General features: G+C 72.4%; 22 protein-coding genes. 19 read left to right on the top strand and 3 right to left on the bottom strand.

The window, feature by feature from the left end; translation table 11 throughout:
* Positions 1 to 45: 45 nt before the first annotated feature.
* The 3 genes from ACGFIV_RS03105 to ACGFIV_RS03095 all read right to left on the bottom strand — a co-directional run bounded on the left by ACGFIV_RS03105 (position 46) and on the right by ACGFIV_RS03095 (position 1290).
* Positions 46 to 237 (bottom strand): DUF4236 domain-containing protein, encoded by a 192-nt coding sequence (locus ACGFIV_RS03105; protein WP_392831445.1) that lies wholly within the window; start codon positions 235 to 237, stop codon positions 46 to 48.
* A gap of 79 nt (positions 238 to 316) precedes the next feature.
* Positions 317 to 793, bottom strand: a complete 477-nt coding sequence (locus tag ACGFIV_RS03100; RefSeq protein ID WP_358560368.1) for a ferritin-like domain-containing protein — start codon at positions 791 to 793, stop codon at positions 317 to 319.
* The gene (locus tag ACGFIV_RS03095; RefSeq protein WP_358560366.1) at positions 790 to 1290 is read right to left on the bottom strand and encodes a twin-arginine translocation signal domain-containing protein; all 501 of its coding nucleotides are present in this window, start codon (positions 1288 to 1290) and stop codon (positions 790 to 792) included. The genes ACGFIV_RS03100 and ACGFIV_RS03095 overlap by 4 nt, the downstream gene beginning before the upstream one ends.
* Positions 1291 to 1475: 185 nt before the next feature.
* Between ACGFIV_RS03095 and rimP the strand changes: the two genes are divergently transcribed.
* The 19 genes from rimP (at position 1476) to ACGFIV_RS03000 (ending at position 22956) form a co-directional block, all read left to right on the top strand.
* On the top strand, positions 1476 to 1997 hold the full coding sequence (gene rimP / locus ACGFIV_RS03090) for a ribosome maturation factor RimP (RefSeq protein WP_358560364.1): 522 nt from the start codon (positions 1476 to 1478) through the stop codon (positions 1995 to 1997).
* A 23-nt stretch (positions 1998 to 2020) separates the two neighbouring features.
* Entirely contained in the window at positions 2021 to 3022 is a 1002-nt protein-coding gene (nusA, locus tag ACGFIV_RS03085) for a transcription termination factor NusA (RefSeq protein ID WP_358560362.1), read from the top strand.
* Entirely contained in the window at positions 2988 to 3299 is a 312-nt protein-coding gene (locus tag ACGFIV_RS03080; RefSeq protein WP_392831439.1) for a YlxR family protein, read from the top strand. The genes nusA and ACGFIV_RS03080 overlap by 35 nt, the downstream gene beginning before the upstream one ends.
* Before the next feature lie 151 nt (positions 3300 to 3450).
* Positions 3451 to 6750 carry a translation initiation factor IF-2 gene (gene infB / locus ACGFIV_RS03075; protein WP_392831436.1) on the top strand — a complete coding sequence of 1100 codons (3300 nt, stop codon included), beginning with the start codon at positions 3451 to 3453 and terminating at the stop codon, positions 6748 to 6750.
* A gap of 87 nt (positions 6751 to 6837) precedes the next feature.
* On the top strand, positions 6838 to 7137 hold the full coding sequence (locus ACGFIV_RS03070; protein ID WP_358549886.1) for a DUF503 domain-containing protein: 300 nt from the start codon (positions 6838 to 6840) through the stop codon (positions 7135 to 7137).
* Positions 7138 to 7204: 67 nt separating this feature from the next.
* Positions 7205 to 7705, top strand: coding sequence for a 30S ribosome-binding factor RbfA (gene rbfA, locus ACGFIV_RS03065; RefSeq protein ID WP_358549892.1), 501 nt, complete (start codon positions 7205 to 7207; stop codon positions 7703 to 7705).
* Positions 7705 to 8733 (top strand): bifunctional oligoribonuclease/PAP phosphatase NrnA, encoded by a 1029-nt coding sequence (locus tag ACGFIV_RS03060; protein WP_392831433.1) that lies wholly within the window; start codon positions 7705 to 7707, stop codon positions 8731 to 8733. The genes rbfA and ACGFIV_RS03060 overlap by 1 nt, the downstream gene beginning before the upstream one ends.
* Positions 8734 to 8780: 47 nt before the next feature.
* Positions 8781 to 9704: a tRNA pseudouridine(55) synthase TruB gene (gene truB / locus ACGFIV_RS03055; protein WP_358549882.1), complete on the top strand. Its 924-nt coding sequence runs from the start codon at positions 8781 to 8783 to the stop codon at positions 9702 to 9704.
* A 192-nt stretch (positions 9705 to 9896) separates the two neighbouring features.
* Entirely contained in the window at positions 9897 to 10724 is an 828-nt protein-coding gene (locus tag ACGFIV_RS03050) for a GntR family transcriptional regulator (RefSeq protein ID WP_358549880.1), read from the top strand.
* Between the two features lie 87 nt (positions 10725 to 10811).
* Positions 10812 to 12491 (top strand): APC family permease, encoded by a 1680-nt coding sequence (locus ACGFIV_RS03045; protein WP_392831429.1) that lies wholly within the window; start codon positions 10812 to 10814, stop codon positions 12489 to 12491.
* Between the two features lie 45 nt (positions 12492 to 12536).
* Positions 12537 to 14615 carry a PfkB family carbohydrate kinase gene (locus ACGFIV_RS03040; protein WP_392831427.1) on the top strand — a complete coding sequence of 693 codons (2079 nt, stop codon included), beginning with the start codon at positions 12537 to 12539 and terminating at the stop codon, positions 14613 to 14615.
* Positions 14612 to 15400, top strand: coding sequence for a hypothetical protein (locus tag ACGFIV_RS03035; RefSeq protein ID WP_392831424.1), 789 nt, complete (start codon positions 14612 to 14614; stop codon positions 15398 to 15400). The genes ACGFIV_RS03040 and ACGFIV_RS03035 overlap by 4 nt, the downstream gene beginning before the upstream one ends.
* Positions 15387 to 16346 carry a hypothetical protein gene (locus tag ACGFIV_RS03030; RefSeq protein ID WP_392831422.1) on the top strand — a complete coding sequence of 320 codons (960 nt, stop codon included), beginning with the start codon at positions 15387 to 15389 and terminating at the stop codon, positions 16344 to 16346. Before ACGFIV_RS03035 ends, ACGFIV_RS03030 begins: the two co-directional genes overlap by 14 nt.
* Positions 16321 to 16905, top strand: coding sequence for an LOG family protein (locus tag ACGFIV_RS03025; RefSeq protein ID WP_358549870.1), 585 nt, complete (start codon positions 16321 to 16323; stop codon positions 16903 to 16905). Before ACGFIV_RS03030 ends, ACGFIV_RS03025 begins: the two co-directional genes overlap by 26 nt.
* The gene (gene allB / locus ACGFIV_RS03020) at positions 16902 to 18269 is read left to right on the top strand and encodes an allantoinase AllB (protein WP_392831601.1); all 1368 of its coding nucleotides are present in this window, start codon (positions 16902 to 16904) and stop codon (positions 18267 to 18269) included. Before ACGFIV_RS03025 ends, allB begins: the two co-directional genes overlap by 4 nt.
* Positions 18266 to 19009, top strand: coding sequence for an aspartate/glutamate racemase family protein (locus ACGFIV_RS03015; RefSeq protein ID WP_392831419.1), 744 nt, complete (start codon positions 18266 to 18268; stop codon positions 19007 to 19009). Before allB ends, ACGFIV_RS03015 begins: the two co-directional genes overlap by 4 nt.
* Entirely contained in the window at positions 19006 to 20313 is a 1308-nt protein-coding gene (alc, locus tag ACGFIV_RS03010; protein WP_392831416.1) for an allantoicase, read from the top strand. Before ACGFIV_RS03015 ends, alc begins: the two co-directional genes overlap by 4 nt.
* A gap of 287 nt (positions 20314 to 20600) precedes the next feature.
* Positions 20601 to 21707 carry a pyridoxal-phosphate dependent enzyme gene (locus tag ACGFIV_RS03005; protein WP_392831414.1) on the top strand — a complete coding sequence of 369 codons (1107 nt, stop codon included), beginning with the start codon at positions 20601 to 20603 and terminating at the stop codon, positions 21705 to 21707.
* A 298-nt stretch (positions 21708 to 22005) separates the two neighbouring features.
* Positions 22006 to 22956, top strand: coding sequence for a bifunctional riboflavin kinase/FAD synthetase (locus ACGFIV_RS03000; protein WP_358549890.1), 951 nt, complete (start codon positions 22006 to 22008; stop codon positions 22954 to 22956).
* Positions 22957 to 23060: the final 104 nt, after the last annotated feature.

Raw genomic sequence — 23060 nt, 5'->3', positions numbered from 1 at the left:
CTCAGGCCGTACGGCACGCGCTCTCGGCGTCGTACGCGAACTCGTCTAGTCGCGCGCCCTGCCCATCGTCTTGCGCCAGTGGAAGCCGCCCGGCAGGTTGACGGTGATGGTGCGCCGCCCGTCGGCGCCCTTCGTGACACGGAAGCCACGTCCGCCGTAGCTGTGTCCGACACCGCTCCGCGAAAGGTTGAGCCTGAACGGCCCCATCTTGATCGACTTACGGTAACTCCAGCCCATGTGTCCCTCCGTGCTCTTCCGATGGACGAGCAACTACCCGGGACACCACCCGCAAACGCCGGTGTGTCGACGAAATCGCCTACTGGTCAAGGGAAACCGGCGGCGAGGTGCCCGGCCTGCCCTTCGGGGAGGGGCCGGCGGCGGGGGCGGGCCAGCCGGGCAGGGCGGCGATCGCCGGGCGCCAGCCGTACCCCCTGACCGCGCACTCCTGCATGGCCATGGCGGCGAGTCGCCGCAGCGCGGTGTCCTCCACGGCGGTCAGCTCAAGGTAGGCGGCGGTGACGCGGTCTTCCACCAGCGCTGCGAGCCGGGCCGCGTCGGCGGCCGCGGCGACAGGGAAGGGCAGCTCGTACGCCGCGCCGGACTCCGACGGCGTGCCGCCCCTGGCCGTGATCAGCTGGCGGATCTGGTCGCGCCTGGCCCGGTGGGCGTTGAAGCCGGCGGACGCCGACGACCGCTGGCCGCCGCTGGTGCGGGCGCCCACGACGCCGTAGGCGTACACGGCGGCGTGCTCGGCGTCGAGCACCTTGTTGAGCCCCTGGAGCGCGTCGGTCATGTCGCCCTCGCCAGTGCCACCGCGTGCGCGGCCTCGCAGGCGCCGATGCAGGCGAGGAGTTGCGCCAGGGCCGGGGAGACGTTCGCGATCTGGCGGGGCCGGGCGGCCGCCGCCTTGCGCTCCAGCTCGCGCAACCGGCCGACCGAGACCCTGGCGGCGGCGGGCGGGGAGCCGGCCGCCGCCGAGGGGGTCGGCGAGGCGGGCGCGGGGCTCGGGGGCAGGCGGCGCCGCAGCTCCGCCAGGTGGACCTCGTGGCGCTGCTGGAAGGGCCCGAGCACGGCGGCCATCTTGCCGCCCGAGAGCACGGCCTGCCGGTAGAGCGCGACCATGCGCTCCTTGTCGGCGATGACGCCGGTGAGCAGCACGGTCTCGGGGTCGGGCGGCTTGGGCGCCGGCGGCGGGGTCTCCCGCGCCGAGCAACCGGCGACGGCCACGGCGACCGCACCGGCGGCGGTGCCACGCAGCACCGCGCGCCGGGTCAGGGCCTGCTGACGCACGGTGTGGCCTCCCGTGGATGACGGCTTTTCCTGGCTTGGCACATAGCATCGTACGGCGCGTCGCCGGGTGGGTAACCGAGTGACGCTCTTTCCGTGCCCCGGTGTCGATAGGCTGGTGAACCGTTGGGCGAGGTACGCCTTCGGCCCTCTCGCGAGATGGCCGATAATTCAACTGGGAGGTCAGCATGGGCGCCGACGCTCGACGTGACCGCCTGATAAAGCTTCTGGAGCCCGTCGCCGCGGCGGAGGGTCTCGACCTTGAGGATGTCACGGTCACTCCCGCCGGCAAGCGGAGGCTCCTGCGCGTCATCGTGGACGGCGACGACGGGGTGAGCCTCGACAAGGTCGCCGACATCAGCCAGGTGGTGTCGCAGGCGCTCGACGACAGCGACGTCATGGGCGGCAGCCCGTACGTCCTGGAGGTGACCTCCCCCGGGGTCGACCGCCCGCTGACCGAGCCCCGGCACTGGCGGCGCGCCAAGGGGCGCCTGGTGAAGGCCGACCTGCGCGACGGCAGCTCGCTGGAGGGCCGCGTCCTGGCCGTCGGCGACGCCGGTGTCGAGCTCTCGGACGCGCCCGAGCCACGCCTGCTGGCGTGGGAAGAGCTGAGCAAGGGCCGGGTGCAGGTGGAGTTCCGCCGGCTCGACGACGAAGACGAAGACGTGCTTGACCATGAAGAAGACGCCGACGACGGCGACGAGGGCTAGGGGGGAGCCTTGTGGACATTGACATGAGCGTCCTGCGCAGCCTGGAGCGGGAGAAGGACATCTCCTTCGACCTGGTCGTCAAGGCCATCGAGGATGCGTTGCTGATCGCGTACTTCCGCACCGAGGGGGCCTCCTCCAAGGCGCGCGCGGAGCTCGACCGAGCCTCCGGGCACGTGATGATCTACGCCGCGGAGCTCGACGACGAGGGCCAGGTGATCAGGGAGTACGACGACACCCCTGGCAACTTCAGCCGCATCGCCGCGACCACGGCGAAGCAGGTGATCCTTCAGCAGCTGAGGGACGCGGAAGACGAGATCAACTTCGGCGAGTTCGCCAGCCGCGAGGGTGAGCTGGTCGCCGGCGTCATCCAGCAGGGCAAGGACCCTCGGGTGGTGCTGGTCGACCTCGGCAAGATCGAGGCGATCCTGCCGCACAACGAGCAGGTCCCCGGTGAGGAGTACATCCACGGCGAGCGGCTGCGCTGCTACGTCGTCCAGGTGAAGAAGGGGCACAAGGGGCCGTCGGTCACGCTGTCCCGCACCCACCCGAACCTGGTGAAGAAGCTCTTCGCCCTGGAGGTCCCCGAGATCGCCGACGGCACGGTGGAGATCGCCGCGATCGCCCGCGAGGCCGGTCACCGCACCAAGATCGCGGTGCGGTCCCGCAGGGGCGGCGTCAACGCCAAGGGAGCCTGCATCGGCCCGATGGGGTCGCGGGTGCGCAACGTGATGACCGAGCTGCACGGCGAGAAGATCGACATTATCGACTGGTCCGACGACCCAGCCGATTTCGTCGGGAATGCCCTGTCTCCCGCGCGGGTTTCCCATGTGGAGGTCATCGATCTGGAGGGTCGCGTGGCGCGGGTGACCGTGCCTGACTACCAGCTTTCGCTCGCGATCGGCAAAGAGGGGCAGAACGCCCGCCTCGCCGCTCGCCTCACCGGGTGGCGCATCGACATCCGTCCCGATACCCAGGCGACGGCGACGGGGGATGCGGTCGGTCCTGCCGATGCCTCCACAAGGTAAGCTTGAATACGGTGGCCGGGCGGCCCCGCTGAGAACGTGTGTGGGCTGCCGGGTTCGCACGGTAAAGTCCGAGCTGCTCCGCCTGGTGGTGGTCGAGGGCGAGATCGTTCCCGACCAGCGAGGACGGCTGCAGGGCCGGGGTGCTTATGTGCATCCGGCACTGAGCTGCCTGGAGCTCGCCGAACGTCGCCGGGTGTTTCCGCGCTCGTTTCGCGTCGCGGGACCGCTCGACATGGCGTGCCTGCGAGCTTCTCTCGCGGGGCTTGACGTCGAGTAGGACCGGGTGAATGGTTACCAACTGTCATGTAGGACGCCGAGTCGATGGGCGGGTCAGATAGCGATGAGCGCCTGATGAGCATGCGGCGATGAGTACGTCTAGGTAGCGACGGTCCGGCGGCACAGCCTCCCGGGCCGAGTTAGGGAGTGCAGTGGCGAAGGTCCGAGTCTACGAGCTCGCCAAGGAGTTCGGAGTCGAGAGCAAGGTCGTGATGGCCAAGCTCCAAGAAATGGGCGAGTTCGTTCGATCGGCGTCTTCAACGATAGAAGCGCCGGTGGTCCGCAAGCTCACGGAGGCCCTCAAGGGGCCGTCCGATTCCAGGGGCGGCGACAGGTCGTCCAGGGCGCCGTCGAAGGCGTCTCCCCGGCCGGCGCAGAGCCCGGCCGGCAACGGTGCGCCGGCACCTGGTCAGCAGGCTCCGCGGCCGGGCCCCGGCCCGAGGCCGGGTCCGCGACCGGGTCCCGCGAACGTCGCGCCCCGTCCGCCCGTTCCGATGCCCCATGTCAGCCAGCCTCCGCAGGAGGCTCCCCGCCCGGCGGCGCCGCGTCCCGAGGCCGCTCGCGCCGAGGCCGCCCCTGAGGTGGCCCGTCCCGAGGCGGCTCGCCCGGCCGCGCGTCCCGAGGTCCCGCGTTCGGAGGCGCCCCGGTTCGAGGCTCCTCGCACCGACGCCCCTCGTCAGGACGCGCCCCGGTCCGAGGCGCCCCGTTCCGACGCCTCGCGCCAGTCGGCGCCGGGCTCGCGGCCAGGTCCCGGCGCGAGGCCGGGTCCCCGGCCCGGTCCGGCCCAGCGCCCCGCGGCGCCCTCCGCCCCCGGCGGCGGCGCGCCGGGTGGTGCTCCGGCGGGTCCGCGTTCCGGCGCTCCGGCGTCCGGCGGCGCTCCTCGTCCCGGAGGCCCGAAGCCGGGTCCGCGCGGCCCGCGTCCGGGTAACAACCCCTTCTCCTCCAACGCGAGCGGCATGGGCCAGCGCCCGGCGCGTCCGCCACGTGACGGTGGGGCTCCTCCCACCCGTGACGGCGCGCCTCGTGAAGGCGGTCCCCGCGAGCCGCGCCGTGAAGGCGCCGGTCCGCGCGAGCCCCGCCGTGAGGGCGGCGGTCCCCGCGACGGCGCGATGCCGCGTCCTCCGGGCGCCCGTTCCGGTCCTCCCGGAGCGGCCGGTCCGCGTCCGGGTCCCGGTTCGGCGGGCCCGCGTCCCGGCCCCGGTGCGGGAGGCCCCCGTCCCGGTGGTCCGCGTCCCAACCCGATGATGATGCCCTCGCGCCCGTCCGGTCCCGGTCAGGGTGGCGGCGGTGGCGGCGGCGGTCGTCCCGGTGGCGGCGGTGGCCGTCCCGGCGGTGGCGGCGGTGGCGGTCGTCCCGGTGGCGGCGGCGGTGGCGCCGGTCGTCCCGGTGGCGGCGGCGGCTTCAGCGGTCCCCGCACGGGCACCGGTGGCCGTCCCGGCGGCGGTGCCGGCGCAGGTGCGGGTGGCGGTGGCGGCGGTGGTTTCGCCGGTCGTCCCGGTGGCGGCGGTGGCCGTGGCCGCGGCGGCACGGCGGGTGCCTTCGGGCGTCCCGGCGGCCGTCCGACCCGTGGCCGCAAGTCCAAGCGCCAGAGGCGTCAAGAGTTCGACAACATGCAGGCCCCCTCGATCGGCGGCGTGCAGGTTCCTCGCGGCACGGGCCAGACCCTGCGCCTCCCGCGCGGAGCCTCGCTGTCCGACTTCGCCGACAAGATCGGTGCGAACCCCGCGTCGCTGGTGCAGATCATGCTGCACCTCGGCGAGATGGTGACCGCCACCCAGTCGGTGAACGAGGAGACCCTGCAGCTTCTCGGCGCCGAGCTCAACTACGCCATCCAGGTCGTCAGCCCGGAGGAGGAGGACCGCGAGCTTCTCGAGGCCTTCGACATCGAGTTCGGCGAGGACGAGGGCGACGAGAGCGACCTCGCGGCGCGCCCGCCGGTCGTGACGGTCATGGGTCACGTCGACCACGGTAAGACCAAGCTGCTGGACGCCATCCGCAACACCAACGTGGTGGCCCGTGAGGCCGGTGGCATCACCCAGCACATCGGCGCCTACCAGGTCGCGACCGAGCACGAGGGCCAGGAACGCAAGATCACCTTCATCGACACCCCGGGTCACGAGGCGTTCACCGCCATGCGAGCCCGTGGTGCCCAGGCGACCGACATCGCCGTGCTGGTGGTCGCCGCCGACGACGGCGTGAAGCCGCAGACCATCGAGGCGCTCAACCACGCCCACGCGGCGAGCGTCCCCGTCGTGGTCGCGGTCAACAAGATCGACAAGGAGGGCGCGGACCCGACGAAGGTGCGGGCCCAGCTCACCGAGTACGGTCTGGTGGCCGAGGAGTACGGCGGCTCGACGATGTTCGTCGACATCTCCGCCAAGCAGGGGCTCGGCATCGACGACCTGCTTGAGGCGATCCTGCTGACGGCCGACGCGGAGCTCGACCTCCGTGCCAACCCGACGATGGACGCCCAGGGCATCGCCATCGAGGCCCACCTCGACAAGGGCCGCGGCCCCGTGGCGACCGTGCTCGTGCAGCGCGGCACCCTGCGGGTCGGCGACTCGATCGTCTGTGGCGAGGCCTTCGGCCGCGTCCGGGCGATGCTGGACGACAGCGGCGAGCAGGTCACCGAGGCCGACCCGTCGCGTCCGGTGCTGGTGCTCGGCCTCACGGCCGTCCCGAACGCCGGTGACAACTTCATCGTCGTCACCGACGACCGCATGGCCCGCCAGATCGCCCAGCAGCGGGCGGCCCGGCAGCGCATCGCCGACATGGCGAGGTCCAGCCGCAGGCGCACGCTCGAAGAGCTCTTCAGCGACATGGAGAAGGGCAAGGTCGACGAGCTCAAGCTCATCATCAAGGGTGACGTCTCCGGTTCCGTCGAGGCCCTGGAAGACGCTCTGCTCAAGATCGACGTCGGCGAGGAGGTGCGCCTCCGGGTGCTCCACCGTGCCGTCGGCGCGATCACCGAGTATGACGTCAACCTGGCCATCGCGGACGACAACGCCGTCATCATCGGCTTCAACGTGCGTCCCGAGGTCCGGGCGCGCGACCTGGCCGAGCGCGAGGGCGTCGACATCCGCTACTACTCGGTCATCTACCAGGCGATCGAGGAGATCGAGGCGGCCCTCAAGGGCATGCTGAAGCCGGAGTTCGAGGAGGCCCAGACCGGCACCGCCGAGGTCCGGGACGTCTTCAAGGTTCCGAAGATCGGCAACGTGGCGGGCTGTCTGGTCCGCTCGGGCACGATCACCCGCAACAGCAAGGCCCGGATCATCCGCGACGGTGTCGTCGTGGCCGACAACCTCACCGTTTCGTCGCTGCGCCGCTTCAAGGACGACGCGACCGAGGTCCGCGAGGGCTTCGAGTGCGGTATCGGTGTCGGGTACAACGACATCAAGATCGACGACGTCATCGAGACGTTCGAGATGCGGGAGAAGCCGCGCGCCTGACAGTGAAGGAAGCATGACGGCGGGTGTCCGTGGGTCCTTCCCACGGACACCCCCGTCTTCCTCGGTCGGCGGATCGCGGCGACAGCCATGTACATAGGTGCTCTGACTCTGGACATCCTGCTGGGCGACGTTCGTTCGCTGAAGCAGAAGCGCTCTGTGGTGCGTCCTCTCATCGCCGAGGTGCGCCGCCGGTTCCCGGCGGTCGCGGTGGCCGAGACCGGCCATCTCGACCTCCACCGCCGTAGCGAGATCGGCGTCGCCGTGGTGTCCGCCACGGCCGCGAACTGCGGTGAGGTGCTTGAGGCCTGCGAGCGGTTGATCGCCTTTCACCCCGAGATCGAGCTGCTGTCCGCCCGGCGGCGGCTGATCACCGAGGACGAGGACTAGGGCCCTCGGGAAGCCACCCATCCCGTGGGCCGTTAAGCGAGTAAAGCGAACAAAGAGGGGGAGCGCGATCGTGGACGCAGCACGCGCCCGTAAACTTGCGGACCGCATTCAGCAGATTGTCGCCGAGATGCTGGAGCGCCGGATCAAGGATCCACGCCTCGGTTTCGTGACGGTGACCGACACGAAGATCACCGGTGACCTCCGTGAGGCGACGGTCTTCTACACCGTCTTCGGCTCCGAGGCCGAGCGGGCCGACACCGCCGCCGCCCTTGAGAGCGCCAAGGGGGTCATCCGTTCGGAGGTGGGACGCCAGACCGGCGTACGGCACACGCCGACACTGACCTTCAGCCACGACCCCCTTCCCGACAGTGCCCGGCACCTCGACGAGCTGCTCGCCGAGGCCAAGGCCCGCGACGAGGAGATCGCCAAGAAGGCCGAGGGCGCCGTCCACGCCGGCGAGGCCGACCCGTACCGCAGGCCCGGCGACGAAGACGACGAGGGCGATGACGACCTGCGAGCGGAGCTCGGCGCCGAGCCGTCCGACCGCGCGGGGCGTTCCGCACCGTGATGCCGGACGTACGACCTCCTGAGCGGCCTCCCGCGCACGCGGTGCGGGAGGCCGACTGGCGGCGTGCCGTCGAGCTGGTGCGGGACGCGGGCGAGGTCGCGCTGGTCTGCCACGTGGCCCCCGACGGCGACGCGCTCGGCTCGATGCTCGGGTTCGGCATGGCGCTCCGCCGGGCCGGCAAGCGGGTGGCGGCGTCCTTCGGTGACCGCAGGTTCGCGGTGCCCCGCCTGCTGCGCTTCCTGCCCGGCCAGGAGCTGCTGGCCGAGCCGGCGGCGTACCCGGCCGAGCCGGAGCTGATGATCAGCTTCGACGCCCCCACGGTCGACCGCCTCGGCCTGCTCGCCCCGAACGCCGGCAAGGCCCGTGAGCTGATCGTGGTGGACCACCACCCCTCCAACACCGGGTTCGGCACCGTCCAGCTCGTCGACTCCTCGGCCGCCTCCACCTCCATGCTGGTGGAGGAGCTGATGGCACGGCTCGGCCTCGGCGTCGACCGCGACATCGCGACCTGCCTCTACACCGGCCTGGTCACCGACACCGGGTCGTTCAGGCACTCCTCCACCACGCCCGCGGTGCACGAGATGGCGGCGCGGCTGGTCGCGACGGGCCTGCGCACCGACGAGATCGCCCGCGAGCTGTGGGATCGTTCCCCGTTCGCCTATCTCAAGGTCCTGGCGGCGGCCCTCGACCGGGTCACGCTGGACGAGCGGGCCGCCGGTGGGCTCGGCCTGGTGTGGACCTTCGTGACCTCGGCCGACCGGGCCGCCTACTGCCTGCCGTACGACGAGTGCGAGGGCATCATCGACGTGATCCGCCGCACCGACGAGCCCGATGTCGCCGTGGTCCTCAAGGAGGACGACGACGGGGCCTGGCAGGTCTCCACGCGCTCCAAGGGCCAGGTGGACGTCGGCCGCGCCTGCACGGCCCTGGGCGGCGGCGGCCACGTGCGCGCGGCGGGCTTCACCTCGCACGACTCGCCCGAGGAGACCATGGCGAGGTTCCGCTCGCTCATCGGCCCCTCCACCTGACCTGTCCGACCGGCGACCGCGCCGATGACTTTCCGAGGATGTTCCCGATGACCACGGCGGGCAGCAGGACCGACGGCACCGTTCGCGCGAAGCGGCCGGCGCCGCCGAGCGGGTTGGTCATCGTGGACAAGCCCGCCGACTGGACCTCCCACGACGTCGTCGGCAAGATGCGGCGCCTGGCCGGCACGCGCAGGGTCGGCCACGCGGGCACCCTGGACCCCATGGCCACCGGGGTGCTGGTGATCGGCGTCGAGAAGGCCACCCGGCTGCTCGGGCACCTGGCGCTCACGGAGAAGGGCTATGACGCCACGATCCGCCTCGGGATGACCACCAACACCGACGACGCCGAGGGCGAGACCCTCACGGAGACCTCCGCCGCCCACGTGACCGACGAGGCCGTACGGGCGGGCGTGGCCGCCCTCACCGGTCCGATCCAGCAGGTCCCACCCCAGGTCAGCGCCATCAAGGTGAACGGTGAGCGCGCGTACAAGCGGGCCAGGGCGGGCGAGGAGGTCCAGCTCCAGGCGCGTCCTGTCACCGTCCACGCGTTCGAGATCACCGGCATCCGCCGCCACGGGGACGTGGTCGAGGTGGACGCGTCGGTGAGCTGCTCCAGCGGCACGTACATCCGCTCGCTGGCCCGCGACCTCGGGACGGCGCTGGGCGTCGGCGGCCATCTGACCCGGCTGCGCCGCACCCGCGTCGGGCCGTACGACCTGTCGGCGGCCCGCACGATCGAGCAGCTCGCGGAGGACTGTGTGATCCTGCCGATCGCCGACGCCGTGGCGGCGGCCTTCCCGCGCATGGACGTGTCGGAGGAGCAGGCCGCCCTGGTCGCCCACGGCGGGCGCCTGCCCTCGGCGGGCCTCGGGTCCGGTCCCATCGGCGTATTCGCCCCCGACGGCACGCTCCTCGCCCTGGTCGAGGAGCACGGCAGGACCGCCAAGCCCCTCGCCGTCTTCGTCCCCTAGACGGGACGTCCCTCGGCGCTCAGCCGGCCCCTCGCGCGCGGGGGGCCGGCTTTTTACTTGCCCTTTGTTGTCCGCCGTTACCGGGATGCGATGGTGTTGTCGCACGTCAGAGCGGGGGGCTTGCGGGGCTCGCTGCCGAAACGCAACATTCCAGTAATAGATTAGAAACTTATAATCTTTACGTTCCTCGGTATGAGGTCGTCTGAGTCACCGGACTCTCCATCCCCCGAACCGCCGGTGGAGATCGATCGCGGATCTCCCGTCCCCTACCACGAGCAGATCTACCGGCTGCTGCTCGACCAGATCGTGTCCGGACGCCTCGCCCCCGGTCAGAAACTCGTGCAGGAGAAGGAGTACGCGGCACGTCTCGGGGTCAGCCTGGCCCCCGTGCGGCAGGCGATCCTGGCGCTCGCCAAGGACGGCTACCTGACCAGGACGCGAGGGCGTGGCACCTACGTCCGCGAGGCCAAGGTCGGCGCCGAGATCCAGCTGCTGTCCAGCTTCACGGCCACGCTCAACGCGACGGGGCTGCCCGCCGCGATGCGGGTGCTGGCGGCGGAGACGGTCCCCGCGCCCGAGCCGGTCGCCACGGCGCTCAGGCTCCCGACCGGCGCGGAGGTCTTCCGCCTGCGACGGGTGGCGTTCCTGTCGGGCGAACCGGTGGTGCTGCTCACGGCGTCGTTGCCGGTCTCGCTGTTCCCCGGCCTCGGCGACGCGGACCTGACCGGGTCGCTCTACGAACTGCTGCATGAGCGGTACGGGACGGTGATGACCTCCGCGCGGAACGTCATCGAGGTGGTCAGGGCGCTTCCCGAGCACGCCGGTCACCTCCAGGTCCCGGTGGGCGAGGCGCTGCTCCGGGTGGAGGCCGTGACCCACGACCAGCACGGCGTCCCTGTGGAGTTCTCGCAGGTCCTCTACCAGGCCGACCGGTTCAGGTTCGAGATCGAGAGCCATCCCCAGCACGGTGTGGGCTTCCAGCCTGGTCGAACACCCCCCACGACATCCCCGACGGCATAGCCGCGCGGATCGGCGGTCCCACGGCCGGCCGGCTCCGCGGCTCCCTAGCTCCATAGCTCCACCGCTCCACAGAGAGGGGCCATTGCCGTGGCCACATCGAGTCAAATACCGGCGTCCTCCTCCGACAGGCAGGCCGGCGTCTTCGTCCGGAACGCCACCGGACTGATCCGCGAGGTGTCGTTCTTCGACGCCTTCGTGATGAACACTTTCGGGATGAACGTCGCGGTCGGCGGCGTCTTCCTCTTCCTTCAGGCGCAGACGGCGTTCTCCGGGGGCAACATGCTGCTCGCGGTGGTCATCGGCACCCTGCTGATGGCGTTCACGCTGCTCAGGGTGTACGCCGAGTTCTCCGCCGCGATGCCGCGATCGGGCGGCGACTACGTGTTCGTCAGCCGCACGCTGCATCCCATCCTCGGATTCCTGCTCTCCTGGAGTCAGGGCCTGTGGATGATCTTCTTCTGGATCGGGTTCAACGCCTACTTCGCGCTCACCTTCGCGGTGCCCGCCGCGCTCGCGACGCTGACGTCGGTCACCGGCCAGGCGGTCTGGCTCGACATGGGCAACGCGCTCCTGGCCAAGCACGACCTGCTCGGCATCACCACCCAGTGGTGGGTCCTCGGCCTCGGCACGATCATCACGGTCGGCTTCGGCGTGCTCATCGTGCTGGGCGGCCAGCGGTACTGGCGGTGGCAGAAGTTCCTGTTCGCCATCGCGGGCGTCAGCCTCCTGGTGTCCTTCGCGCTGCTGCTCTTCAACGGCGGGCACATCTCCGCCGGCTGGAACGAGTTCGCCGGCAGGAACCACGGGCTGAGCTTCGACCAGATCATCCCGGCGGCCGAGAAGGCCGGCTACACCGGCAACGGCGCGCCGTTCAGCTTCGTCGACACTCTGCTGATGCTGCCCTGGGTGTTCTTCGTGGTCGGTTACGCCCAGGGCTCCGCGCAGATCGGCGGCGAGATCAAGCGGGCGTCCAAGACCCAGTACCGCGCCATGGTCGGCGGCGTGCTGATCAACGGCCTGGTGCTCGCCCTGCTCACGGTCGTGCTCACCAGCAATGTGAGCCCCGAGTGGCTCGGCAGCCTGGGCTACCTGGCCGGGGCCGCTCCCGACACCCTCGGCCTGCCCGCGGGGCTGCCGCCCGGCTTCAACTTCCTGGCCGCGCTGCTGACGCACAACGTCTTCCTGCTGCTCCTCATCGGCGTCGGCTTCGTGATCTGGGCGGTGATGGGCACCCCGCTGTCGACGATGCAGGCGACCCGGTACATGCTCGCCTGGTCCCTCGACCGCACGGTGCCGCAGAAGCTCGGCGACGTCAGCGAGCGGTTCCACACCCCGGTGAAGGCCATCGTGCTCTGCGTCATCACCGGCGAGCTCGCCCTGATCGCCCTGGTCAACTGGTCGGACGCCAGCCTGCTCGGCGCCCTGCTCGCGCAGATCCTGGCATTCATCATCGTGTCTCTGGCCGGGGTTGTCTTCCCGTACCGGCTGCGCAACGTCTGGGAGTCGGCGGGCGGCAAGCGGGTGTTCGGCATCCCGGCGGTCGCGCTGGCCGGCGCGGGCGGCGTGCTCTCCCTCGGCGCGCTGATGATCACGTTCATCGCCGACGACACGATCAACTCCATGTTCGCGGTGACCCGGCAGCTCTCGCTCTGGTTCATGTTCGGCGTCGTCGCGACCGGAGTGGTCTGGTACGTCGCGGCCCGCCTGATCAACCGCAGCAGGGGCGTCGACCTCAGCCTGGTCTACCGGGAGATCCCGCCGGAGTGACCGGCCCCGCCCCCGCCCACCAGAGATCACGAAGGAGCAGTACAGATGCGTCCGACCAGTACCGCGAACCCGCGGCGCGTGCTCGTCATCGGCAACCTGACCATCGACGACGTCGTACGGTCCGACGGCACGGTGCGTATGGCCAGCCCCGGTGGCAACGCCGTGTACGCGGTGCTGGCGGCGCGGCTGTGGAACCCGGCGGCCGGGATCGTCACCAGGCGTGGCGACGACCTCCCCGCCGGGATCCTCGACACGCTCGACCGGCTGGAGGTGGACACCACCGGGGTGCGGACCGTCGAAGGTCCCACGGTCCGCAACTGGGTGGTCTACGAGGACGACGGGCGGCGGCACTGGCTGTACCGGACCCCGAGGGAACGATCACGCGAGGTCGCGGTGCGGCCGGAGGACCTCCCGGACGGGTGGCTCGGGGACGACCCGGCGCCCGTGGTCCACATCGCGGCCATGCCCCTGCCCGCGGCGGCCGAACTGGTCGACCACATCAGGAGCCGTGCCCCAGGCGCGCTGATCACGCTGGACACCCACGAGGACTGGGCCGGCGATCCCGAGGCCGTCCTGCGGCTGGCCACGCGGGCCGACGTGTTCGTCCCCAGCAGGGAGGAACTGGCCGCGCTGGCCGGTTACGACGACCCGCCCCGGGCGGCGGCGCTGCTCCGGCGGCGCGGCGTCCCGGCGGTGGTGGTGAAACTCGGGGCCGAGGGCGCCCTGATCGACGCGGAGGGCATGGCGGCGCCCGAGCGGGTCGGGGCCTACCCGGCGAACGCCGTCGACACCACCGGTGCCGGGGACACCTTCTGCGGTGCGCTGGCCGCCGCGCTGGCCGCCGGCCTGCCGTTGCCGGAGGCCGTACGGCGCGGCGCGGCCAGCGCGGCGTGGGCGATCGGGGAGTTCGGCTCGCTGGCCCTCGCCGGTCTCGACCCGGAGACCGCCCGGCGGCGGTTCGCGGCCCTGCCCACCGGGGACGTCGCCCCGCCCGCGCCGGGGGCGTCCGCCGCGTCCGCCGAGGAGCCCGCGTACGACATCGACGTGATGCGCCGGGAGATCGCCATGATCCCGGACGTGATCGCCCAGCACCTGGACGACCCCGACGGCCACGTGGAGCGCATCGCGCGGATCCTGGCCGAACGCGGCATCGAGCATCTGTTCATGGTCGGCTGCGGCGACTCCTACTTCGCCGGGCTGGCCACGGCGCTGGCGTTCCAGCGGCACACCGGGATCTCCGCTCGGGCCGTGCACGCCCTGGACTTCGCCCGCTACCAGGTGCGCTACCTGCCGGAGCGGAGCGCCGTCGTGTGCGTGTCGTTCTCCGGCAGGGTGGGGCGCACCACCGAGGCGGTGGTGCAGGCTCGCAGGTTCGGGCACCTGGCCATCGCGCTGACCAACAACCAGAGCGGAGCGCTGGCCGAGGCGGCCGAGCTGGTGCTGCCCATCGGGGTGCCGACCCTCGGCTTCTCGCCCGGCACCAGCACCTACCTCGGCATGGTCGCCACCCTGGACGACCTGGCCCTGCGCTGGGCGCGGGCCCGCGGCCGGGACACCTCCGCCGCGCGCGCCGCGCTCACGGCCGTACCCGCGCTGGCCGAGCGGACCCTGCGGGCCAACGCCGGCCCGGCGGACGAGGCGGCGCGGTCGCTCGCCGGGCACGGCTGGATCACCTTCCTCGGGGCGGGGCCCAACGAGTCGTCGGCGAAGTTCGGCGCGGCCAAGCTGTTCGAGGGCCCGCAGGTCGTCGGGGTGAGCACCAACATCGAGGAATGGGCTCACGAGGAGTACTTCGTGAGCTCGGCCGGAACCCCGGTGGTCATGGTCGCCCCCTCGGGAGCCGGAGCCGACCGGGCGGCGGAGATCCTGAGCGAGCTCGACTTCATCGGGGCCTTCCCGATCGTCGTCAGCGACCTCGCCCCAGAGCGGCCCGCGCTGCACCTGCCGCTGGCCCCCGGAGTACCCGAGGAGTTCTCGCCGCTGCTGGCGGCGCTCCCGCTGAGCCTGATCGGCTTCCACCTCGCCGAGGCGCTGGGCAAGAAGAGCTACAACTTCCCGAGCGAGGCGGCGAAGACCGAGCACTACGACACGATCCACCGTGTCGTGATCGGAGAACCGGCATGAGCGCTCCCGTCCCCCTCGCCGACATCGAGGCCGAGGCCACCCGGCTCACCTCCGCGTTCGCCGGGCGCGGCCTCACCGTACGGCTCATCGGCGGCCTCGCCGTCGCGCGGCACCGGCACCGCGACGTGCCCGCCACGCTGGGCCGGGAGTACGGCGACATCGACCTGGTGATCCTCCCCAAGGAGGGCAGGGCGTTCAGGTCGGCCATGACCGAGCTCGGCTACGTCCCCAACGTGCGGTTCAACAACATGCGCGGCGACCGGCGGATGCTGTTCGCCGACGAGCCCAACGACCGCAAGCTCGACGTGTTCGTGGGCGGGTTCCAGATGTGCCACAGCATGGACCTCGCCGACCGGCTCTCCCTGCACCCGGAGACGCTCTCGCCCGCCGACCTGCTGCTCACCAAGCTGCAGGTGGTGGAGGTCAACCGCAAGGACCTGACGGACGCGCTGACGATCCTGCTCACCCACGAGGTCGCGGCGCCGGACGCGCGGGGGACCGGGATCGACCACATCAGCTCCGACCGGCTCGTGAGGATCACGAGCACGGACTGGGGCTGGTACACGACCTTCACCGACAACCTCGCCCGGCTTCCCGCCCTCGCCGCCGAGCTGCTCGCCCCGGCCGAGGCGGAGGCGGTCGGCGACCGGGCGCGCGGGCTCGGCGAGGTGCTCGCCGCCGCCCCGAAGTCGCTGAAGTGGCGGGCGCGCAACGCGGTGGGCCGCCGCGTGCCCTGGTACGACCTCCCCGACGAGATTGGAGGGCCGATCGATGCGCAGTCGTGACGTCAAGATCTTCTTTGCCACCGACATCCACGGTTCGGACCGTTGCTTCCGCAAGTTCATCAACGCCGGCAGGTTCTACGGGGCCGACGTGCTGATCATGGGTGGGGACATCACCGGCAAGATGCTGGTGCCCATCGTCGAGGGCACGGGCGGGCGGTACCGCTCCCACCTGTTCGGCCGTGACCGGGAGGTCGGGGCCGAGGAGCTGCCCGCGCTGCGCAAGCTCATCGCGGACGCCGGGTTCTACGCCTACGACACCACCCCCGACGAGATCGCCGAGTTCCGCGAGCGCCCGGAGCTGGTCGAGGAGACCTTCCGCAAGCACATGCACCAGACGCTGTCGGCGTGGATGTCGCTGGCGGAGGAGCGGCTGGCGGGCACCGGCATCATGTGCCTGCTCGCGCCGGGCAACGACGACCCGCTGTTCGTCGACGACGTGCTCGGCTCCTCCGACATGCTGATCAACCCCGAGGGGCGGCTGGTCGAACTGCCCGGCGGCTTCACGATGATCTCGGTCGGCTACTCCAACCCCACCCCGTGGGACTCCCCACGGGAGCTGCCCGAGGACCAGCTCGCCGAGCGCATCAACCGCGAGGCGGCCAAGGTCCCCGACACCTCCAAGGCCATCTTCAACCTGCACGTGCCGCCCAAGGACACCCCGATCGACCAGGCCATGGCCCTGGACGCCGAGTTCCGCCCGGTGCTGAAGTCGGGAAGCCCGGTGATCACCGGGGTCGGCTCGCAGGCCGTACGCGACGCGATGACCACCTACCAGCCGCTGCTCGGCCTGCACGGGCACATCCACGAGTCCCGGGGCGAGGCCGGCATCGGCCGCTCCCGCTCGATCAACCCGGGAAGCGAGTACTCCGAGGGCGTGCTGCGCGGAGCCCTGATCAGCCTGTCCACCAAGAAGGGGATCCGTGGGTACCAGCTCGTCGCCGGATGAGGCGCCGGGGGCTCCCACCGTGGCGATCGTCGGATCGGCGCGGCTGGAGGCCCCCGACCCCGCCTGGCACCAGGCCTTCGCCCTCGGCGCGGCGCTCGGCGGCCGGGGCTGGCGGGTGATGACCGGCGGGTACGGCGGGCTGATGGGGGCCGCCGCCCGGGGCGCGCGCGAGGCCGGGGCGGCGGTGGTCGGGCTGCCCATGAGGGGCTGGACCGGGCTCACCCCGAGCCCGTGGTGCACCGAGCTCCGCTGGGCGGACGACTACGCCGGACGGCTGCGCCACCTGCTCGCCGCCGACGCGGTGGTGGCCCTCCCCGGCGGGGTGGGCACGCTCGGCGAGGCCGCCGTGGTCTGGTCCGCCCTGCAGACAGAGCCGGGCGCGGCCCGGCTGGTGCTGCTCGGCGCCCGCTGGCGGCGGCTGCGGGAGGCGTTCGCGGCCGAACTGGTCGTCGGCGCGGACGACCTGGGGCTCGCGCCCGTGGCCGAGGACGTCGGCGAGGCCCTGACCCTGCTGGAGCGGACCCTCGCGCAGGCCACCGTCCCCCGTCCCCGGGGCTGAGCGTGGAAGCGCCGCCGGACCTGGTGATCCACGCCCGCCGGGCCGTCACCGGCCGCCGCGAGGCCCCGGCCACGGTCTCGGTGCGCGGCGGCCGCGTCGCCGCCGTCGCGCCCCACGGCACGGCCTTCCCCGGCGCCGCCGAGGTGGTCGAGCTGGGGCCGGACGCGGTGCTGCTGCCCGGCCTGGTCGACTCGCACGTCCACATCAACGAGCCGGGCCACACCGAGTGGGAGGGGTTCGCCAGCGCCACCCGCGCCGCGGCGGCGGGCGGGATCACGACGCTCGTCGACATGCCGGTGGACAGCGTCCCGGCCACCGTCGACGTCGCGGCGCTCGCGGCCAAGCGCGCCGCCGCCTTGGGGCGGTGCCACGTCGACGTCGGCTTCTGGGGCGGGGCGATCCCCGGCGGCACCGGAGAGCTGGCCGCGCTGCACCGGGCCGGGGTCCTCGGCTTCAAGTGCTTCCTGGCCGACTCCGGCGCCCCGGACTTCCCCCCGCTGTCGGAGGACGGACTGGTCACGGCGATGCGGGCACTGCGCGAGCTCGACGCCGTGCTGCTCGTACACGCCGAGAGCGAGGCCGAGCTGGCGAGCTGCCCGCCGCCGGCCGGGCGGCGCTACCGGGACTTCCTCGCCTCGCGTCCCGCCCGCGTGGAGCGGGCCGCCGTCGCGGCGGTGATCGGCGCGGCCAGGCTGACCGGGGCCCGCGCCCACATCGTGCACCTGTCCGGCGCCGAGGCGCTGCCGCTGATCGCGGCCGCCCGCCGCGACGGCGTGCGGATCACCGCCGAGACCTGCCCCCACTACCTCTCGCTGTGCGCCGAGGAGATCTCCGACGGCGCCACGGAGTTCGCGTGCTGCCCGCCGATCCGTGAGGCCGCCAACCGCGAGCCCCTGTGGTCGGGGCTGGTCCGGGGCACCCTCGACATGGTGGTCTCCGACCACTCGCCCTGCGCGGCCGAGCTCAAGCACCGCGACACCGGCGACTTCGGCGCCGCCTGGGGCGGCATCTCCTCGCTACAGCTCGCGCTGCCGGTCGTGTGGACCGAAGCCCGTCGTCGCGGGATCTCCCTGGCCGAGGTCGTCCGGTGGATGAGCGAGCGCCCCGCACGCCTCGCGGGCCTCGCCGCCAAGGGCATGATCGCCCCCGGATACGACGCCGACCTGTGCGTCTTCGCCCCCGACGAGGGATTCACCGTGCGTGTGGAGGATCTGCGCCACCGCCAGCCGGTCGGCCCGTACACCGGCCGGCGTCTGTACGGGACGGTGCGCCGCACCTGGCTGCGCGGGCGCGACATCGACCCGCTCCATCCCGCCGGACGGCTGCTGGCCCGTACGGCGCACCGCCTGGAGGGCGCCTCATGAAGATCCTGGTCGTCAACCCCAACACCTCGGAGTCCATGACCGCCTCCATCGCCGAGACGGCGCGGCGGGCGGCCTCGCCGGGCACCGAGATCCATGCCGTGCGGCCGCTGTACGGCGCGGAGGCGATCGACTGCGCGATGGAGAGCTACCTTTCGGCGGTCGCGGTCATGGACCGGATCATGACCATCGGCGAGCCGTACGACGCCGTGGTGATGGCCGGGTTCGGCGAGCACGGGCGCGAAGGCGTGCAGGAGATCGTCGAGGTCCCCGTCCTGGACATCGCCGAATGCTCGGCCCACGTGGCGCAACTGATCGGCCGCAGCTACTCGGTGGTGACCACGCTCCAGCGCTCGGTCGGCGCGATCGAGGACCGGCTGAGGCTCGCGGGCCTCGCCGACCGGTGCGCCTCGGTCCGCTCCTGCGGGCTGTCCACCCTGGACGTCGACCGCGACCCCACCGCCGCCATGGAGGCGATCGTGGCCGAGGCCGAGCGCGCCGTGCGCGACGACCACGCCGAGGTGATCTGCCTCGGCTGCGGCGGCATGGCCGGGCTGGACGAGGCGATCACCGCGCGGCTCGGCGTGCCCGTGGTCGACGGCGTCGCCGCCGGCGTGCGCCTGGCCGAGGCCTTGGTCGGACTCGGCCTGCGCACCAGCAAGGTCTGTACGTACGCACCGCCGGACCCCAAGGCCATCACCGGATGGCCCCTTTCCCGGCACCTCGGCATGGAGGCCCGATGAACCCCGAAGATCCCGCGACCCCAGCCGACCCGGCGGGCATGGCCGGCGTCGACCTGGCGTCCCGATGGCTCGGCGCCGGCGTGGTCGCCGCCAGCGACGAGTCGTTCGGCTTCAAGGAGAACCTGCTGGTCCCGGCCGCCGCGGACTTCGTGCCTGGTCGCTACGACCACCGGGGGGAGATCGTCGACGGGTGGGAGACCCGGCGGCGGCGCGGGGAGCCCGGCCACGACTGGGCGATCATCAGGCTCGGCGCGCCCGGCGTGATCACCGGTGTCGACGTGGACACCAGCTTCTTCACCGGCAACTACCCCCCGTACTGCCACGTGGAGGCCTGCGGGATGGAGGGATACCCCGGGGTGGACGAGCTCACGTCCCCGGACGCGGGATGGATCGAGATCGTGCCCCGCAGCCCCCTGAAGGGGGACGGGCACAACGTGTTCGCCGTGTCCGATCCCCGCCGGTTCACCCATGTCAGGCTGTCGATCCATCCGGACGGGGGAGTGGCACGGCTGCGCGTTCACGGCGAGGTCGTGCCCGATCCGAGGCACTGGGACGGCCTGACCTTCGACCTGGCGGGCCAGGACCAGGGCGGCCTAGTGGTGGGCAGCAGCGACGCCTTCTACACCTCTGCCGAGCTGCTCAACCGCCCGGACCGGGCGCGCACCATGGGGGAGGGCTGGGAGACCGGCCGCCGCAGGGACGACGGTCACGACTTCGCGGTGATCAGGCTCGCCGCGACGGGGCGGCTGCGGCAGGTGGAGATCGACACCAGCCACTTCAAGTACAACGCCTCCGCCGAGGTCGCGCTGTACGGCCGCGCCCCCGGGGACGGTGGGCTCAGGGACGGCACGCTCGGGCTCGGCGACGGCGGGCTCGGCGACCGGGGGCTCGGGGACGGCGGGCTCGGGGACGGTGGGCTCGGGGACGGCGCTCCGCCCTCCGAGCCGGGCTCGCCGCCGTGGTTCCCGGTGCTGCCGCGCACGAGGATACGGCCCGACACCCGGCACGTGTTCACCCTGCGCGAGCCCGGCGAGGCGGTGACCGCCGTGCGGATCGACGCGTTCCCCGACGGGGGCATCTCCCGGGTCCGGCTGGTCGGCGCGGTCGAGCCCTCCGCCCGGATCCGTGCCGGCCTGCGCTGGTTCAACGCGTTGCCGGAAAGTCAGGCCGCGTCCTGCCTCGCCGCGGAGGGCGTACCGGAGGCGGACATCGCGGGCGCGCTGGCCGCGAGGCCACTCTCCGGGGACCTGCCCGGGGGTATCGCCGGGGAGGTCCTCGCGTATCTCATCCGCGGCCGGGCCTGAGAGCGGCGCGCGTTCAGGGGTCGGGGGGTGCGTCAGGGGCTGGGCTTGACAGCGGCGTGCGTCAGGGGCCGGGTCTGAGAGTGGGGTGCGTCAGGGGTCGGGTCTGAGAGTGGGGTGCGTCAGGGGTCGGGTCTGAGAGTGGGTGCGTCGGGGGCCGGGCCTGCGAGCGGGGTGCGGGAGCAGGCGAAGATGGGGTGTTCCCGTCAAACGGAGCACCGGGCGTCTCTTGATCGTGGCCGTGCGGTCTCCCTCGACGTGCCGGCGCGTCACCTGAAAGGCCCGCGATGATGCCTGACCTCCCGCGCTACGAGTGCTCCTGCGGGCGTTCCCACGCCCCCACGGCCGAGCGGTGGAGGTGCGACTGCGGAGGGACGCTCGATCTCGCTCCCACCGCGCTGAGCTGGAGCCCCCGGCCCGGCGACCATTCCCTGTGGCGCTACGAGGACGCCATCCCCGTGCCGGGCCGCCGTCTCAGCCTGGGCGAGGGCATGACCCCGCTGATCGAGGCATCCCTGCACGGCGAGGAGGGGGTGCGGCTCAAGCTGGAGTACGTCTCGCCCACGGGCTCGTTCAAGGACAGGGGCGCGGTCGTGCTCGTGGCCCTCGCCCGGGTACTCGGCGCCACCCGGCTGGTCGCCGACAGCAGCGGCAACGCGGGCACGGCCGTCGCGGCGTACGCGGCCCGCGCGGGCGTGGCCGCCGAGATCTTCGTGCCGTCGGGCACCAGCGAGAAGAAGCTCCTGCAGATCCGGGGGCACGGAGCCACGGTCACGGTGGTCGAGGGGTCGCGCGAGGACACGGCCAGGGCGGCGGCCGAGCGGGTGGAGGCGACCGGTGCCTTCTACGCCAGCCACGTCTACAACCCCTACTTCTACGAAGGCACCAAGACCTACGCCCTGGAGATCTTCGAGCAGCTCGGCGGGACCGCTCCCGCCACGCTGGTCCTGCCCGCGGGCAACGGCACGCTCGTCCTCGGCGCCCACCTCGGGTTCGCCGGGCTGCGCGCCGCCGGGCTCGTCGACCGTCTCCCGCGCATCGTGGCCGTGCAGGCGGAGCAGTGCGCGCCCGTGGCCGCCGCGTTCGCCGCCGGGAGCGACGACGTCGGGCCGGTCGCTCCGGGGAAGACCGTGGCCGAGGGCATCAACATCGCCGCGCCCGCGCGGGGCGCCCGCATGCTGGAGATCGTCCGGGAGACCGGCGGGGCGGTCGTCACCGTGTCGGACGACGAGATCGGCGCGGCGCACGCCGCCCTGGCCGCACGGGGGCTCTGGGTCGAGCCGACGGGCGCCGTCGCGTACGCCGCGGTGCGCCGGCTGCGCACGGGCGGCTCCCCTTTCGGGGAGGGCACCGTCGTGGCCCCGCTCTGCGGCTCGGGGCTCAAGGCGTCGATGTGACCGCCCGTACGGCCGGGCGGCGCGCGCGGCCGTACGGGGGTCGCCCGTCCGGAGATCGGAGATCGGGGCTCGGCGGGGGCGGCGATAGGGTGGGGAAGCGCCGCCGCCGTCCGGGCGAAGCGCGCTTCGGGGAGCTCGCATGAGTCCACCGGTATGCGGGCACCGGCCGGGCGGGGGAGTGGCAGGGGCGTCGCCCGGCGCCCCGTGCCGCTGGGCTACCCTCGTCCCCGTGCGGTGAAATCCGATCCGCATGGCAGGCTTGGGTGAGCGTGACCATCAGCACAGGAGCGAGGTCGAGGTGCAGGGCTGGCACGGACTCGACGACGTGCCCGGAGACTGGGGCAGGTCTGTCATCACGATCGGGGTGTTCGACGGTGTGCACCAAGGCCATCAGCGCATGGTCGAACGTGCCGTCGCCATGGCGGCCGGCCTGGGACTTCCCTCTGTAGTGATCACCTTCGACCCCCACCCCGACGAGGTGGTGAGGCCCGGGAGCCACCCGCCCCGGCTCACCACGGCGCGGCACCGCACCGAGCTGCTGGGCGCGCTCGGCGTTGACGCGGTGTGCGTCCTGCCGTTCACGCTGGACTTCTCCCGCATGACCCCCGACGAGTTCGTCCAGGCGGTCCTCGTCGACCGGCTGCACGCCGCGGGCGTGGTGGTCGGGGAGAACTTCCGCTTCGGCCACAAGGCGGCGGGCGACGTCGAGACGCTCCGCCAGCTCGGTGAGAAGTACGACTTCGTGGCGGAGGCGGTCCCCCTGGTCAGCAGTGGCGAGGCGATCTCCTCCAGCCTGGTCAGAGAGAGCCTGGCGGCGGGTGACGTAGCGGCGGCGGCCGAGGCGCTCGGGCGTCCCCACCGCGTCGAGGGCGTTGTCGTCCGCGGGCACCAGCGTGGCCGGGCGCTGCTCGGCTTCCCCACGGCCAACATCGAGTCCCCCGCGTTCACCGCGATCCCGGCCGACGGCGTCTACGCGGGCTGGCTTGAGTGCACGCAGTCCCCCTCGCCGTACGAGGGGAAGCGGTGGCCGGCGGCGATCTCCATCGGCACCAACCCGACGTTCGAGGGGGTCGAGCGCACGGTCGAGGCCTACGCCCTCGACCGCGACGATCTCGATCTCTACGGTGCCCACGTCGTCGTCGACTTCGCCGTGCGGCTCCGCGACACGCTGAAGTTCGACTCCGTCGACGCGCTGATCGAGCAGATGCACCGCGACGTCGACGAGGCCCGCCGCCTGATCGGCGGCTGATCGGCGGCGGCCGGTCGCGAGGGCCTGAACCGGCCGATCGCCTGGTGGCCGCGCGGGGGCGAGGCGCACGGCGCCGTCCATGGGGCCGTTCACGGGGCTGTCCA

The organism is Sphaerisporangium sp. NPDC049003 (genome assembly GCF_043197795.1).
In the GTDB taxonomy this organism is placed as follows: Bacteria; Actinomycetota; Actinomycetes; order Streptosporangiales; family Streptosporangiaceae; genus Sphaerisporangium.
Note: the sequence above shows the minus strand (reverse complement) of the source record. Positions and strands in the feature narration are given on the sequence as shown.